At 59.6% G+C, this 14,664-nt stretch carries 16 protein-coding genes; 12 read left to right on the top strand and 4 right to left on the bottom strand.

Annotation, left to right across the window (positions count from 1 at the left end; genetic code table 11):
* The 4 genes from N2245_RS09165 to N2245_RS09150 form a co-directional block, all read left to right on the top strand.
* The coding region (locus tag N2245_RS09165; protein ID WP_494536435.1) for a hypothetical protein at positions 1-338 on the top strand (338 nt) is incomplete at its 5' end.
* 338 nt (positions 339-676) lie between these two features.
* On the top strand, positions 677-1,573 hold the full coding sequence (locus N2245_RS09160) for a hypothetical protein (protein WP_494536434.1): 897 nt from the start codon (positions 677-679) through the stop codon (positions 1,571-1,573).
* A 225-nt stretch (positions 1,574-1,798) separates the two neighbouring features.
* Positions 1,799-2,194, top strand: a complete 396-nt coding sequence (locus N2245_RS09155; protein ID WP_494536433.1) for a DUF6954 family protein — start codon at positions 1,799-1,801, stop codon at positions 2,192-2,194.
* Between the two features lie 113 nt (positions 2,195-2,307).
* A complete protein-coding gene (locus N2245_RS09150; RefSeq protein WP_494536432.1) occupies positions 2,308-2,706 on the top strand; it encodes a DUF2171 domain-containing protein in 399 nt (132 codons plus the stop codon).
* A gap of 126 nt (positions 2,707-2,832) precedes the next feature.
* Here N2245_RS09150 and N2245_RS09145 read toward each other — a convergent pair whose 3' ends face one another.
* From N2245_RS09145 to N2245_RS09135, 3 genes are all read right to left on the bottom strand, one after another.
* Positions 2,833-3,165 (bottom strand): hypothetical protein, encoded by a 333-nt coding sequence (locus N2245_RS09145; RefSeq protein WP_494536431.1) that lies wholly within the window; start codon positions 3,163-3,165, stop codon positions 2,833-2,835.
* 69 nt (positions 3,166-3,234) lie between these two features.
* A complete protein-coding gene (locus N2245_RS09140; RefSeq protein ID WP_494536430.1) occupies positions 3,235-3,801 on the bottom strand; it encodes a GNAT family N-acetyltransferase in 567 nt (188 codons plus the stop codon).
* Complete coding sequence (locus N2245_RS09135; protein WP_494536429.1) at positions 3,794-4,714, bottom strand: LLM class flavin-dependent oxidoreductase; 921 nt, start codon at positions 4,712-4,714, stop codon at positions 3,794-3,796. Before N2245_RS09135 ends, N2245_RS09140 begins: the two co-directional genes overlap by 8 nt.
* Positions 4,715-4,801: 87 nt before the next feature.
* Here N2245_RS09135 and N2245_RS09130 point away from each other — a divergent pair, with 87 nt between their 5' ends.
* From N2245_RS09130 to N2245_RS09120, 3 genes are all read left to right on the top strand, one after another.
* Positions 4,802-5,245, top strand: a complete 444-nt coding sequence (locus tag N2245_RS09130; RefSeq protein ID WP_494536428.1) for an HNH endonuclease — start codon at positions 4,802-4,804, stop codon at positions 5,243-5,245.
* A 246-nt stretch (positions 5,246-5,491) separates the two neighbouring features.
* A complete protein-coding gene (locus N2245_RS09125; protein WP_494536427.1) occupies positions 5,492-7,006 on the top strand; it encodes a multicopper oxidase domain-containing protein in 1,515 nt (504 codons plus the stop codon).
* 190 nt (positions 7,007-7,196) lie between these two features.
* Positions 7,197-8,552, top strand: coding sequence for an MATE family efflux transporter (locus N2245_RS09120; RefSeq protein WP_494536436.1), 1,356 nt, complete (start codon positions 7,197-7,199; stop codon positions 8,550-8,552).
* Here N2245_RS09120 and N2245_RS09115 read toward each other — a convergent pair.
* A complete protein-coding gene (locus tag N2245_RS09115; RefSeq protein ID WP_494536426.1) occupies positions 8,544-9,614 on the bottom strand; it encodes an XdhC family protein in 1,071 nt (356 codons plus the stop codon). The genes N2245_RS09120 and N2245_RS09115 overlap by 9 nt on opposite strands.
* Positions 9,615-9,753: 139 nt before the next feature.
* Here N2245_RS09115 and N2245_RS09110 point away from each other — a divergent pair, with 139 nt between their 5' ends.
* The 5 genes from N2245_RS09110 (at position 9,754) to N2245_RS09090 (ending at position 14,566) form a co-directional block, all read left to right on the top strand.
* Positions 9,754-10,212 carry an SRPBCC family protein gene (locus N2245_RS09110; protein WP_494536425.1) on the top strand — a complete coding sequence of 153 codons (459 nt, stop codon included), beginning with the start codon at positions 9,754-9,756 and terminating at the stop codon, positions 10,210-10,212.
* Positions 10,213-10,263: 51 nt separating this feature from the next.
* Positions 10,264-10,821, top strand: a complete 558-nt coding sequence (locus N2245_RS09105) for a (2Fe-2S)-binding protein (RefSeq protein WP_494536424.1) — start codon at positions 10,264-10,266, stop codon at positions 10,819-10,821.
* Positions 10,822-10,834: 13 nt separating this feature from the next.
* Entirely contained in the window at positions 10,835-13,198 is a 2,364-nt protein-coding gene (locus tag N2245_RS09100; protein ID WP_494536423.1) for a xanthine dehydrogenase family protein molybdopterin-binding subunit, read from the top strand.
* A 9-nt stretch (positions 13,199-13,207) separates the two neighbouring features.
* Positions 13,208-14,074 carry an FAD binding domain-containing protein gene (locus N2245_RS09095; RefSeq protein ID WP_494536422.1) on the top strand — a complete coding sequence of 289 codons (867 nt, stop codon included), beginning with the start codon at positions 13,208-13,210 and terminating at the stop codon, positions 14,072-14,074.
* A gap of 63 nt (positions 14,075-14,137) precedes the next feature.
* A complete protein-coding gene (locus tag N2245_RS09090; protein WP_494536421.1) occupies positions 14,138-14,566 on the top strand; it encodes a hypothetical protein in 429 nt (142 codons plus the stop codon).
* Positions 14,567-14,664 lie beyond the last annotated feature (98 nt).

Genomic DNA, 14,664 nt, shown 5'->3' with positions numbered 1-14,664 from the left:
ACCCGGGCGGCATGCGTAGCCTTCTACCGATCAGCGGCCTCGGGCGAGCAGGTCGTCCCACCGGTCGGCCGCCAGTAGCTACTCGTAGAGAGGGGTATGCCAGGAGGCCTCCTGGCATACCCCTCACACGTCCCGCTCTGGTCGAAGAGGGTCGACCTGTACGACCTCGGGTGCCACACTGCCCTATGTTCGCCCTGCCTGACGGGGAACAGCTTGGCCATGCGCCCGTCGTTCTACGATGGCTCCAGATCTCCACCAGGATAAGTGTGAATCACGCCCGCGATGTCCTTTCTTGTGCGGCCAGGCTCCTTGGGGCTCATAGCGTTATCTATCGGTAGAATCTAGGCGCGACGGGACAGGGAGCACGCCCGCTGTCGAGCCTTCCTCGCTCTTGATGAGAGCTCCCCTTGCTCGTAGCCACGGGCATCTAGGAGACACTCGAGCTACTAGCAGCACCTAGAAGTCTTCCTAGTCCCTACATGGGTAGAGAGCTTACCACTACGCCAATAATCTAGCGACGTCATTTCTTCCCATATCCGACATCCCTGCCGTAAATTCATGTGTAAGGATTATGCACAAGTATAGATACAGCTACAAGATAGTTGGATTCTGACGCCGCTGGGTATATCATCTCTAAAAGGGTCTGACTTTAGCTATGGGCTATGGGAGAGACATTGTGGACGCAAGACGCTGGAGCCTACTGACGCTATTAGTGGTAGGAGCCTTCTTGGCGTTCTTCGAGCTCAGCAAGCAGGTGACGGCCGTGGAGAAGCTGTGCCCATTTGGGGAGGATCCCTTTGATGCCACGAGCTCCTTCGGGCTGCAGCTAGGGATGCTATGCTCGTCCATAGCTCTCATCCGTGCCTTTCGGGCAGGCGGGAGCGACCGGCTTACTCTCCGAGCCTGTGTTGTCGCACTGCTCTCCGTTGGCACGAGCAGCTTGGCCGACCTGCTGGGGTTATTACGCTACCCAGGAGCCTGGGCAAGGGATATCAGGGGGTGGACTCTGGCCGCGTGCGTGTTGGTGCTGGCGACCCTAGCCCTCGGCCTGTGGTGGCAGCTCACTCGCCAGTACATCCGCTTCAGCTACATGATGGGCGGCATGGGCTTCCCGGCGGGACCGTTGGCCTGGGGGCTGGCTACCCTGGGACTGTTGGGGATGCTCGCCTACCCTCCCAGGTGGAACGCCAACCTCGTCGGCGAGCTGTTCTCCGTGGTACTAGGGATGAGCTTCCTGTTTGGGCTAGTGGCTTTGCTGGCCTTCGCCCGACCGCTACCGGTATCGGGGGCGCCGACCGACCTGTTGGACGACCTCTCGGCGCTGCTGCCACCGCTCCGATGCTGGGAGAGGCACCTACGACGCGGCGTATGGTCCCTAGTGGGACTCCTGGGCTTGATCGGGGGTGGCCTGCTCGTGGTCATCGAGGCCATGAGCGAGGGCTTCATAGCCACAGCAAGCCTGCCTGAGGTAGCAGCGCTGTACATAGGCTTCGAGCTCATGGGCGCGATGGTGGGCTTCCTGCTACTAGGAGATTACCTCTATCTGGTGGACCGAGCGCGGCAGCTGACCTAGCATACCCAGTCCCAACACCGGCAGCTCGTGATGACCGGTGATGACCTTAGTATGAATCAAGCTGGGATAAGGGTACCGTGAAGAGCATCAGTCGCCCCTCAAACCTAGCATCTATCCCCATTGGACGGTAACTCCCATATAGGTTATACTCAGCGAAGGTGTCGTGCGGCACCCGGAGGAGATAGTGCGTGCTGTCGGCATCGTCCTAGGATAGGAGGCGCACCCATGGTCAGTGGGCTAGCACGCTGGGCTGGTTATGCTGGGTCTCTCCTCATGGGCTGTCTTGCGGCGTTCTTCCTCGTGCTGAACTTCTTGTTCTCCGATATATTCAGCATCACAGAGCGCTTACAGACATTCGTAGCGGTAGCGGTGGTATATGTGTTACTGGGCATGGCGTTCGGTTTCCTACTGGCTTCTCGGCGCGTACTGCCGTGGATCATCGCACCGGCAGTGATAACCTGCCTGCCATTCCTGATAGCGGGCATGCTGGGCCCCGCTCCCTTAGTGGAGGTATCCATCCCGCTAGCGTACCTACTAATCGTGCTGGTCTCCAGCTACCTCGGGGTATACATAGGACTCGTGGCCGCCCGCAGAGTGGGTCGGATCCCACCGCCAAGATAGTGGTCATGCCCTCCACAGATTGAGCGCTCCCGTAATACCAAATGGCAAGGTTATTGCGATAAATCTCTTGTGACGAAGTTATGGGTGTGAGCCCGCACAGGAGGAGACTCAAGATGGCAGACAAGCAGGCAATGATCAGCATGGTAAGAGAGGACATGGAGGTCTACTGCTCGGATGGAGAGAAGGTGGGCAAGGTCGGAGAAGTCAACATAGGCACACAGACATCCGCTGGCCAGGTCGATACCGAGGAGCGAAGCTTCTTCCAGGTCAAGCGGGGGATCTTCGGGTTGGGAGATGACCTATACGTCCCCGCCGAGCAGATCCAGGAAGTGGCCGACGATCGGGTGATGCTGGCTTGCACGCAGGACGAGCTCTCACAGGTAGCCTGGCCGGACAGGCCCCTCTCCAGCGAAGAGGCAGGCACAGACCTAGAGGGCCCAGCGCCAGGCATAGCGGCCTATGGGTTGCGCAACAAGACGCAGGGCCCCGGCTCGGGCGCTACGGGGCTGTGACCTTACCCAGGTGGGGAACTAGATGGAGCTATGAGGGAGCTATCTCCCTCATAGCTCCACTTTTTAGCTATCGTCCTCGCAGCTTACACAGTTGCTAGAACCAAGCCGCATCGTAAGGGTTTAACCCTAGCCAGAGGGCTCAGTGTTATCTGCTGGGGGCTCAGTATCGATCGCCCCGAACCCGGCGTCGCCGTAGCCACCGGTGACACCAGGATCCGTGTCAGCACCCAAGCCACCAGTCTCTACCCTACTATGTGGTTGCCCCTTGAGCTGCGCGGTTAGCCTGTCCAGCACACTCCTGACTGCCTCCTGGCTTATACCCAGGTCGCTGGCTATCTCCCAAGGGTTAGCCCCCAGAGCTGCCATGTGGGCTATCTGTCGCTCCATAGCCGGCAGGGCACGGATCAGGTCCTGCCTCTCGGACAAAAGCTTGCCAACCTCCGTATATCGATCCGCCATCGCGCTCCTCCCCTCTCTGCTCTGTCGACCTTGCCTTGTTGTGCAAGAGCCGTGCCACAAGGCAGCCCTTCAGGGCAAGATCGGTATCCCCAGCAGCTGCGAGGCCCTGGCGGAGCGCTCGCGATCTATTGGGATGGCATAGATGCCGTTGGGTGTATCCACGATCCAGAGCACCTCACGAAATCCGGCGCGCTCGATTCCGCTGCGCGAGGAGTCGTTGCCTGGCCCATGCCCTACCCAGAAAGCATCGGCGATCGGCAACAGATCGCGGATGATCGCCTGCAGGAGATGTGGGTATACCCTCCTCCCACGGTACTGGGGTGCTGTCCAGAAATCCCATAGGTAATACTCCCGAGGTACAAGCACCAGGTGCGACCCAAGCTCACCAATCTCAGCCTCCCGTGTAGCTACCCACCCGTAGGCAGCTGGATCATCATCTATTGTAGCCATATACGGGATATGACCTTGGCTAATGCGTAACTGCCAGCGAGCAGGGTTGAGATCGAAGATACGAGGTGGAGTGGGAATATCATCTAGGCGATGCACTCGCAAGCCCTGCACCTGTGGGAGCCCAGGGAGTTCATCTCCCCGCCACCAGGCGTATAAGCTACCTAGGTCTCTCTGATGATCAGCCAACAGCCTGCAACCTCCTGCGCACCATCGGCACAACCTCTTCTGCAAACAGCCTGATCTGCTCCTGAGTGCTGCCAGCAACCGGCCAGTAGATGAAGGTGTCCATACCAAGGTCGGTGTAGTATCGCACCAGGATCTCTGTCCATTCCTCGGCCTCGCCGGATATAAGCCCGGGCTTGAGTCGGAGATTGGGGCTGGTAGGTGTGCGGATGTAACCCATCACGTTGTAACCTCTACGTATCTGCGTAGGCGATCTACCAGCGTCCTCCGCAGCGCGATCTATCCGTGCCTGCATGTCAGGTAGATCCTCAGGTTGCACGTAGGTATTAGAGACGATCCAACCGTCAGCCAGCCTGCCAGTCAGAGCGAGCATGCGCCTACCACGCACGCCGGTCCAGATACGTATCTTGCCCGATGGGGCAGGACCAGGCCTCGCGCCCAGCAGGCGGAACTGCTTGCCCTCGAACGTGATGGGGGTCTTGCCGTCGCCCTGCTGCCAAAGTAGATGGCAGATCTCTATGGCCTCCTCCAAAGCCTCGACTGCCTCCGAAGGGGTCCTGAACTCCCCTCCGTACGCTAGTATCTCATCAGGCGAGGAGCCAGCTCCCAGCCCCAGCTCCAACCTTCCACCGGTGAGGGCGTCGAGGGTCGCAGCCGCCTTGGCCAACATAGCGGGTGGACGCAGGGATATATTGGCGACGTTGGTAAGGAAGCGCACGCGCTGGGTGCGCACGGCGAGAGCCGTCATAAAAGTCCAAGTGTCAAAGAAATTCGGGTTAGCAGGATGATCCTGCAATCCAATGAGGTCTATGGCCATGGAGTCGGCATAAGTCGCCAGATCCAGAGCCGCATCCAGCATGCGCGGGGAGGGATCAATATTGATCCCAAACATAGCCCTGTTGGTGGTATGATGCATGGGCTCTCTCCTTGAGTATACTACCTAATATATTAGAAAAGTATATGACCTGTGCAAGATTGTAAAAGGGTTTCCAAGGAGAGAAAGATGCTCACCGTGGAGTTGGTGCCCTCAACGGCCTGGAGAAAGAATCTGAGATCGATGCTCTCTTCAAGTCAGTGGGACAGCATCAGGCGGGCAGCCTACGTACGAGCGGGCCGTCGCTGCACGGCGTGTGGCCGTCCCGGGCGCCTGGAGGCCCATGAGGTTTGGGAGTATGACGACGACGCTCACATCCAACGCTTGGTGGACGTTGTGGCGCTGTGCCACGACTGTCACATGGTCAAGCACCTGGGATACGCCTCCACTCAGGGTAAGGCGAGTAGAGCTATTGCACACCTGGCAAGGGTTAATGGCTGGTCGCTGGAGGACGCCAAACTTTACCTGGAAGCCCAGTTCGAACTGTGGGCTAGACGCAGCCGACACCAATGGCAGCTGGATCTCTCCTGGCTAGAGGGTCAAGGCATAGAGATCCCAAGCAAAGGTCTCTGACGGGGACAACCCTAAGCTGCCCCCAACACATCTTATCTACACAGGCCCAGAGTTGGGCCACACCACTCCCCCAGATATAACGTGCCACCGACCCGTTCATACAGCTGATCTGCAAGCACCTAACCTTTTGGGTAGGGAAGAACTTAAAGAGTTCACCCTTTTGGTCGAGTCAACATCACCCTGTAGGTCGTGGTTACAGTAAGCGCTCGAGTCTATCCTTGTATTGAAGTTGAGGGGAGAGGTGATATGAATATGAGACACATCGCAAGTTGGTACCTTAGCAAGATAGTTGTACTGCTAGCAACTTTATCGTTGGTGACGGCAGCCTGCACCGCTTCTTACGGGGCACAGGTGACCGAGGTGACCGGAGTCAACGAGCAGACTCCCGAGCGCTACCTACAGGCGCTGAACACCCCGGAGGCCAGCCCACAGCCAAGCCCTAGCAACGTGACCCTAAGCGGACAGACAAGTGGAGGACGATCGCAGGCCAGCAAAGTCCAGAATCAAGAGGAGATCACGGTGACCGCCAAAGAGTTCCAGCTACAGCCTTCCAGCATAGAAGTGCCGGCTGGCAAAGCTGTGAGGCTTACATTTAGGAACGAGGGCGCTGTTGAGCACGACTTCGAGGTGCAAGGGGTAAAAGCAGACAGCGTCAAGATCATCCGGCAGTCAACCAACCTCTCGGCGGCCATGAGCGCGAGCCTACGGCAGAAGGTATCAGAAGGTGCGATCTACGCCGCCGCGGCGCCAGGACAAGAGACCACTATCGAGTTCACCATCGACAGCGAGGGCAAGTACCAGGCGGCATGCATGGTGCCCGGACATAAGGAAGCAGGCATGACCGCCGAGTTTGCAGTGGTTAGCGATGGCAAGCAGGAGTCGGACCATAGCTCGCATCAAGCCTCCAGCAGCGCCATGCCGCACGTATCCCATGCTGCGGTTGTCAGAGCTGGCGAGTACGGCCTGCAGGAGCTCCAGCCACGGGTAGTCAAAGGAGTGAAAGTATTCAACCTCACGGCCAAACACGTGAAGTGGGAAGTGCTGCCAGGCGAGTTCATCGATGCATACGCCTACAATGGGATGGTCCCCGGTCCGCTCATCAGGGTCAAAGAGGGCGATAAGGTGAGGATCAACTTCAAGAACGAGCTACCCGAGCCCACGACCATACACTTCCACGGGAACACGCTACCCAACTCCATGGACGGTGTGCCGGACGTAACTCAGCCGGTGGTCAAACCCGGCCAGAGCTTTACCTACGAGTTCAAGGCTGAGCCCGCTGGCACGTTCATCTACCACACGCACCACAACTCGGCCGTTCAGGAGCCCAAGGGACTGTACGGGGTGCTGATCATAGAGCCTAGACACGAGAAAAAGCTCTACGACCAAGAAGTCATCCAGGTACTGAGCGAGGCCGAGGGCTACTACCTGATCAACGGCAAGGCGTTCCCAGCCACCACGCCCATCGAGGCCAAGAAGGGCGATAGGGTGCTGGTGCGATTGATCAACATGGGGCAGATGGTGCACCCGATGCACATGCACGGCAATCCGTTTGAGATAGTGGGTACAGACGGGCACACCGTCCCACCGGCAGCCAGGCTCACCAAGGATGTCGTGACGATCGGTCCGGGCGAACGCTACGACCTACTGGTGAAGATGAACAACCCTGGCAAGTGGATGTTCCACTGCCACATCCTCAGCCATGTACAGAACCATGGTCAAGAGCCAGGAGGGATGATCACGCTGGTCAACGTCTCGAAGTAACTCACCACCCCTTCTTCTCCCACTTGGGTGCCGGGATTAACCCGGCACCCAAGTCATTTGAGGAACTATGGTTCCACAGATATAAACATTAGGCCAATTTGGAACAAATTGACAATTTTATGCCTTCCGAGGGTAGCTTTGCTTTGCTATCATGGACTGCACACATTCCAAGGGGGTTGGGGAGTTGTCAGTGATAGCACAAGAGGGGCAGGTACAATCGGGAGGCATCCAGCGAAGAGTGTTGGGGCTAGCGTGGCCGGTGATAGGGGAGAATCTGCTGGAAACGCTGCTGGGGGTAGTCGATACCTTCTTAGTAGCGGGGCTGGGGGCTGCAGCTATAGCCGGAGTGGGCACCGCGTTGCAGGTGATGTTCTTCTTGATATCTGCCCTGTCAGCGCTGTCTGTAGGAGCCTCGGTGCTGGTGGCCCAAAGCTATGGGGCAGGGGAGCTCAGCCGTGGGAGCGATCTGGCCAGGCAATCCATCATCTGGAGCTTCCTGTTGTCGATCCCGCTGGCAGCCATTGGCTTACTCTTCTCACAGCATATAGTGGCCCTGTTCGGTGTCGAGCCCGAAGTAGCCCACATAGCCACAGCTTACCTACACGTGTCGCTGGCTACCGTTGTCGTGCTGATAGCGCTGTTCATAGGCGGAGGGGTGCTCAGGGGAGTGGGGGACTCACGCACCCCGATGATAGTCACAAGCATCGCCAACGTAATCAACGTCTTTCTGGCCTATGGGCTCATCTACGGTCACTTCGGAATGCCTCGATTGGGGGCCGTGGGCAGCGCTTGGGGCACTTTTATCGCTAGGGCTATAGCCCTGCTACTGCTGCTGTGGGTCCTATGGAGGGGACGCAACGGCATCAGCTTCCGAGAGGGCACAGGTTGGTTGCCCAACCTCAAGGTGGCCCTGGACGTCCTAAGGATAGGCATACCAGCAGCCCTGGAGCAAGTCATGATTTCAGCAGGCTTCTTCGTGCTGTCGGTGATCGTGGCCCACCTAGGCACAGATGTCCTGGCAGCATATAGGATCACCTTCACTGCACTGTCCTTCTCTTTCCTGCCAGGCATAGGCTTCGCTATTGCAGCCACAACCCTTGTGGGGCAAAGCGTTGGGGCAAGGCGGCCCAGGGAGGGAGAGATCTCCGCAAGAGTGGCTACCCTCTGGGCGATGGCCTGGATGGGCTCCATAGGGGCCCTGATATTCCTGGGAGCCGAGCCCTTCATGGAGCTGTTCTCTAGGGATCCAGACGTGGTGGAGATAGGCGCCAGCGCCCTGAGGTTGGTAGCTCTGGCACAGCCTTTCTGGGCGATAGAGTTCGTCCAGGCAGGCGCGATAAGAGGTACAGGCGACACCTGGTATCCCATGGTGGTCAATACGCTGGGGATATGGGGTACTGTGGCCATATCCTGGGCGTTGGTGCACTTTACCGAGCTCAGCCTGGTGGGCGTGTGGCTCTCCTTCATGGTGCTCTCACCGGCGATAGGCGGCACCCTGTGGTGGTACTTCAGGCGCAGGATGCGAGTGGCTGCTGCTCTACGCTGAGATCTGTTGGCGGGGCGGCTGTGTTGGCCTCATCCCTAGCATGCCGCCGGTCCTCCCGTGACTATTGGCCACTATCTCAGCCATGATCGCCAGCGCGACCTCTTCAGGCGTCCTGCCTCCAAGATCCAAGCCGATGGGGCCATGGATGCGCGCCAACTCCTCATCCCCAAACCCTAGGGCACGCAAGCGCTCTAACCGCTCCCCGCTTGTCTTGCGCGAGCCTATAGCCCCTATGTATCCCGCCCGCGACCTGAGCGCAGCCGAGAGCGCTGGCTCATCGAACTTCGGGTCATGAGTCAGCACCACCACCGCAGTGGCCTCGTCGGGCGCCAGCTCAGCTAGCGCTTCATCCGGCCACTTAACCATCAGCTCATCGGCATCAGGAAACCGCTCGCGAGTGGCAAAAGCCGACCTAGCATCCACGACAGTAGTGTGGTACCCCAACACCTTAGCAAGCGACACCAAGGGTACCGCTGTGTGCACCGCCCCTATCACCACTAGCCTGGGGGGAGGGAAATAAGGCTGAGCGAACACGTGCACGCCCGCGACTTCAAAGGCAGCTGGCTCACGGGCTTCGACCACACGCCCTGCTGCCGAGATCGCGATCGGACCCAGCGCCTCATCGGTTGCCACGACCTGCCCATCTCGCACCACCGCCATCTGCCCGGCAAGGCTCCCCTCTAAGGGCAACACGAGCACTGTAGTGCGGCCCTCTATCAAACCCTGCCTTATATTAATGAATACAGGCTCTTGGGTCAGAGGCAACACCCAGACTTTGATCTGGCCACCACAAGCTAGCCCCACGTTCCAGGCAAGCTCGTCGGCTACTCCGAACTCTAGCATCTGCGGCCTGCCCGTGCGGATCACATCCAAAGAGGCCTCCACTACTGCTCCCTCTACGCAGCCACCGCTCACGGAGCCTACGAACTCCCCACTAGGGTTAACCGCCATGTGCGAGCCCACGGGGCGGGGTGTAGAGCCCCAGGTGCTGATCACCGTAGAGAGGGCCACGACAGGATAGCGCTGCATCCAGTCATCGATTGTAGATATTATGTCACGCATCTTCGGTACTCCCTGAGTGGATTATAGCACCATACGCAAGCAGATATCGTTTGGGTGCAACTCTTGCTGAGCTCTTGACTAACTGCGTATTAGTGTTATCCTATCCCCTACCAGGGGCAATATAAGTGGAGGTAAGGGAATGAAGCTTGAAGGGAGCTACACCATGGACGCACCCCGCGATGTAGTGTTCCAGACACTGCAGGACCCAGAAGCGCTCAGGGGCTGCCTGCCAGGAGTAGAACGCTTTGATGAGGTAGGCGAGGGACGATACGAGGCTCAGGGCAAGGCCGGAGTCGCGGGCATCAGGGGAGCCTACACAGGTACAGTCACCATGACGGATCAAAAGCCACCGGAGTCCTATCAGCTGAGCGCCGAGGGCAGCTTCTCCGGCGGCAGGGTCACCGGCACCGCCACCATCACTCTGGTCGACCAGGGTGGCAAGACCCTCATCAACTACAGCGGTGAGGCCCAGCTCAGTGGGCCACTGGCAAGCGTAGGGCAGCGGCTGCTGACTCCAGCCGCCAAGATGATGGCCAGGCAGTTCTTTAAGTGCATGGAGGAGAGGGTGAAGAGCAAGCAGACAGCACCTTCCAGCTAGGCAGGCCGCTCACCTGCAAGATATCACCAACGCTAGGATAGGAGGAGTTCTATGGCTACACATCCCGTGTCCATCACAGTCAATGGCAGGAAGTACCAGAGCGAGGTCGACGATCGACTACTACTTGTCCACTACCTGAGAGACCATCTAGGTCTCACGGGCACCCACATAGGCTGCGACACCAGCCAGTGCGGCGCCTGCACCATCGTCATGAACGGTCAAGCCGTCAAGTCGTGCACGGTGTTCGCTGTGCAGGCCGACGGTGCCGAGATCACCACCATCGAAGGGTTATCGTCCAACGGTCAGCTGCACCCCATCCAAGAAGGCTTCTGGGAAGAGCATGGCCTACAGTGCGGGTTCTGCACGCCGGGCATGATCATGAGCGCTTACGACCTGCTCCAGCACAACCCCGACCCCTCCGAGATGGAGATCCGAGAGGCGCTGGAGGGTAACCTCTGCAGGTGCACGGGCTATCAGAACATAGTCAAGGCCATACGGTACGCCGCCCGCAAGATGCGCGGCGAGACCCTGCCAGAAGAGAAGTACGTGCCCGAGGACCAACACAGGCCGGCAGCCGTCGAGGGTCCTGAGGCCGTGCCCACATCATAAAGGAGGTCGAGCGATGGCAACTTACGTAGGGACTCCAGTCAAGCGGGTGGAAGATCCTAAGTTCATCACTGGCAAGGGCAGCTATCTGGACGACATCAAGCTCCCCGGGATGACCTACGCCGCCATACTGCACAGCCCACATGCCCACGCACGCATCAAGAGCATAGATACTTCCAAGGCCGAGGCTATGCCAGGCGTTCTGGCGGTGTTCACAGGCAGGGACATGGCCGATGTCAACGCCCTTCCATGTGCCTGGCAGGCAGGCGGCGTGCAGAACAACGTTGCAACACCGAGGCCACTCGAGGTGGACGAGGTCCACTACGTAGGCGACGCTGTGGCGGTGGTGATCGCCGAGGACCGCTACACCGCAGAGGACGCCCTCGGCCTTATAGAGGTGGAGTACGAGCCGCTACCGGCGGTGGTGGACCCAGAGGAAGCTACGAAAGAGGGGGCCCCGCAGCTACACGCACAGGCACCCAACAACATCTGCATGTACTGGACGGCTGGGAACAGAGACGCCACCGAGGCAGCGCTCTCCCAGGCCGAGGTGAGGGTGCAACAGAAGCTCATTAACCAGCGTCTTATCCCCACCGCTATGGAGACTCGCGGCGCGATCGGCAGTTACAACCCCGCGACCGGCGAGTACACCCTGTGGCTTACCTCGCAGGCACCACATGTCATGAAGCTGCTGCTGGCGGCGTTCGTGCTCAACGTCCCCGAGAACAAGATCAGGGTGATAGCGCCGGACGTCGGCGGGGGCTTCGGGTCCAAGATCTTCTGCTACTCAGATATGGCGATCGTCGCCTGGGCATCCAAGCAGGTGGGACGCCCCGTCAAGTATGTCGAGGACAGGCGCGAGAACTACATGTGGACCACCCACGGGCGCGACCACGTCACCTACGCCGAGATAGCGGGCACCCGCGACGGCAAGATCACGGCGCTCAAGGTCAAGACCTACGCCAACCTGGGCGCCTACCTATCTACCGCGGCTCCTGGGATCCCCACCACTCTCTACGGACGCATGATCACGGGCGTCTACAAGATTCCCAACGCCTTCGTCGAGGTGTACGGCGTGTACACCAATACCGCGATGGTCGATGCCTACAGGGGCGCAGGTAGACCCGAGGCCACCTACCTCATCGAGCGGATGATAGATCTCTTCGCTCGGGAGATAGGCATGGACCCGGCGGAGGTGCGGCGCCTCAACTTCGTGCCCCCGGATGAGTTCCCCTATCGCAACCCCGTAGGCATGCTGCCGTACGACTCCGGGGAATACGAGAAGGCGTTGAACAAGGCACTGGAGGTCTCCGGCTATGGGGAGTTCCGTCAGCAGCAAGAAGAGGCCCGTAAGCAAGGCAGGTACCTTGGCATAGGACTATCCAGCTACGTAGAGGTGTGCGGCCTCGCGCCCTCCGCATGGATCGGCCTCAATGGTGAGGGCTGGGGAGCTGCGCTGTGGGAGAGCGCCAACGTCAAGGTCCATCTGACGGGCAAGGTGGTGGTCACTACTGGGACCTTACCTCACGGCCAGGGCCACGACACGACTTTCGCCCAGATAGTGGCCGATGAGCTGGGGGTACCTCTGGAGGACGTGATAGTCGAGCACGGAGACACCCAGGGCACACCCTTCGGGTACGGCACCTACGGCAGCCGTAGCCTGGCGGTCGGAGGAGTGGCGATCTACAAGGCCGTGGAGAAGATCAAACAGAAGGCCAAGAAGATCGCCGCCCACATGCTGGAGGCTGCCGAGGAGGACATAGTCTTCCAGGACGGCAAGTTCATGGTCCGTGGAGCCCCGGAGAGCGGCAAGACCATCCAGGAGATAGCCTTGGCCGCCCACCTAGGCTACAGCCTACCCGAGGGCATGGAGCCATATCTGGATGAGACCACCTACTTCGACCCACCCAACTGCACGTTCCCCTTCGGCACGCACGTGTGCATGGTGGAGGTCATGCCAGATACCGGCGAGGTCAAGCTGCTGGGATACGTGGCGGTGGACGATGTAGGTAACGTCATCAACCCGATGATCGTCGATGGGCAACTACACGGCGGCATAGTCCAGGGCATGGCGCAGGCGCTCTGGGAGCACGGCGTGTACGACGAGAACGGCCAGCTGGTGACCGGTACACTGATGGACTACGCCATCCCCAAGGCCAGCATGGTGCCGGACTTCAAGCTCGAGCGCACCGTGACTACCACGCCCGTCAACCCGCTGGGCGTCAAGGGAGCTGGCGAGGCGGGTACGATCGCCGCGACCCCCGCGGTGGTCAACGCCGTGATGGACGCGCTCGCCCCCTTCGGCATACGCCACATCGATATGCCCCTCACGCCCGAGAGGATCTGGAGATCGATCCACTCACAGGAAAACAGGAGTTAGGAGGAGAAGATGATACCCGCCGAGTTCGACTACTATGCGCCGCAGACCATAGATGAAGCTGTTGGTATCCTTGGTGAACATGCCGAGGAGGGCAAGGTGCTCGCTGGCGGCCACAGCCTCATCCCCCTGATGAAGCTGCGGCTAGCCACTCCCTCCGTACTCGTGGATATCGGTCGCATCCCCGAGCTGCGAGGTATCAGCCGTTCCAACGGCACCGTGACCATCGGGGCGACCACCACCCACCGGATGATAGAGTTCAGCGAGGAGCTATCCCAAGCCCTGCCCATCATGACGCAAGCCGCCAAGGTCATCGGCGATCCGATGGTGCGCAATCGTGGCACTTTCGGAGGATCCCTGGCCCACGCAGACCCCGCGGGTGATTGGCCAGCGGTGGCTCTGGCCCTCGGGGCCACCATGCACGCCAGGGGCCCCGAAGGCGAACGCGCTATCCCCGCAGAGGAGTTCTTCGTCGACCTGCTCACCACGGCGTTGGAGCCAGGGGAGATACTGACACACGTAGACCTTCCAGTGCCCTCAGGCAGGGTTGGGATGTCCTACCAGAAGTTCAGGCACCCAGCCTCGGGCTATGCCGTGGTCGGCGTGGCGGCGGTGGTCACCCTGGACGACTCGGGCAAGTGCGCCGACTGTCGAGTGGGCATCACAGGTGCTGGGCCCTTCGCACAGCGGGCCACCGAGGTCGAGAACGCCCTCAAGGGCCAGCAGCTGGACGAGGGTACCGTACAGGGAGCATCAGAACTGGCAGGCAGTAACATGGAGTTCCTAGGGGACATCTTTGCCTCGGAGGAGTACCGGGCCCAACTCGTGAAGGTCTACACCCGGCGAGCGATAATGGACGCCCTCGCCAGACTGCCCTAATCCTCATCGGGTTGCCGGGTAGCACTACCCGGCAACCCACAACACTCACCAAGGAGGCACATATTGCAACCAGATGACAACGAAAACCGAGAACGCCCAGAGCGTGAGGCTCCCCCCATCGCGGGGACAGTACAAGGCGAGCACGTGGAGATCAAAGGGGGAGGGGCGGCGGCGATCATATCACAAGGCGATATGTCCATTCATGGGGGAGGCGGCGGCCTCTTGATCTCCGGCGGCAACACCGAGATCGCAGGCGGAGGAGCCGCCGTGATCATCTCGGGAGGAGAAACGGAGATAGAGCAGGGAGGCAGTGCCCTCGTGATAGCCTCAGAGGCAGAGGTGGAGCAAGGGTTTGTGGGCATAATCATCTCGGGCGAGACCAAGCTGGAAGAGGGCTCGCGAGTGCTGCTGGACACTCCCAGGGCGTTGGCCCTAGGAGCCGCCCTGGGCGTTACGTTCGCCCTTCTTAGCTGGCTTCTGCGCAGGCGATAGCCTAGTAGTCGCCAACTTGGTGCAGCCTCCAGAGGGTCCGAACTAGTATCCCAAAGCCACAACACTTTCAGTAAACCTTATATCCCCCACCCACATTG

Source organism: Thermobaculum sp. T2p (assembly GCF_059335935.1).
Note: the sequence above shows the minus strand (reverse complement) of the source record. Positions and strands in the feature narration are given on the sequence as shown.

Excerpts from the sequence above, each read along its gene's own strand:
- N2245_RS09155 (WP_494536433.1), top strand. The coding sequence starts at position 1,799 with ATGGTCAGTGGGCTAGCACGCTGGGCTGGTTATGCTGGGTCTCTCCTC.
- N2245_RS09150 (WP_494536432.1), top strand. The coding sequence starts at position 2,308 with ATGGCAGACAAGCAGGCAATGATCAGCATGGTAAGAGAGGACATGGAG.
- N2245_RS09145 (WP_494536431.1), bottom strand. The coding sequence starts at position 3,165 with ATGGCGGATCGATATACGGAGGTTGGCAAGCTTTTGTCCGAGAGGCAG.
- N2245_RS09135 (WP_494536429.1), bottom strand. The coding sequence starts at position 4,714 with ATGCATCATACCACCAACAGGGCTATGTTTGGGATCAATATTGATCCC.
- N2245_RS09130 (WP_494536428.1), top strand. The coding sequence starts at position 4,802 with ATGCTCACCGTGGAGTTGGTGCCCTCAACGGCCTGGAGAAAGAATCTG.
- N2245_RS09125 (WP_494536427.1), top strand. The coding sequence starts at position 5,492 with ATGAATATGAGACACATCGCAAGTTGGTACCTTAGCAAGATAGTTGTA.
- N2245_RS09115 (WP_494536426.1), bottom strand. The coding sequence starts at position 9,614 with ATGCGTGACATAATATCTACAATCGATGACTGGATGCAGCGCTATCCT.
- N2245_RS09110 (WP_494536425.1), top strand. The coding sequence starts at position 9,754 with ATGAAGCTTGAAGGGAGCTACACCATGGACGCACCCCGCGATGTAGTG.
- N2245_RS09105 (WP_494536424.1), top strand. The coding sequence starts at position 10,264 with ATGGCTACACATCCCGTGTCCATCACAGTCAATGGCAGGAAGTACCAG.
- N2245_RS09100 (WP_494536423.1), top strand. The coding sequence starts at position 10,835 with ATGGCAACTTACGTAGGGACTCCAGTCAAGCGGGTGGAAGATCCTAAG.
- N2245_RS09095 (WP_494536422.1), top strand. The coding sequence starts at position 13,208 with ATGATACCCGCCGAGTTCGACTACTATGCGCCGCAGACCATAGATGAA.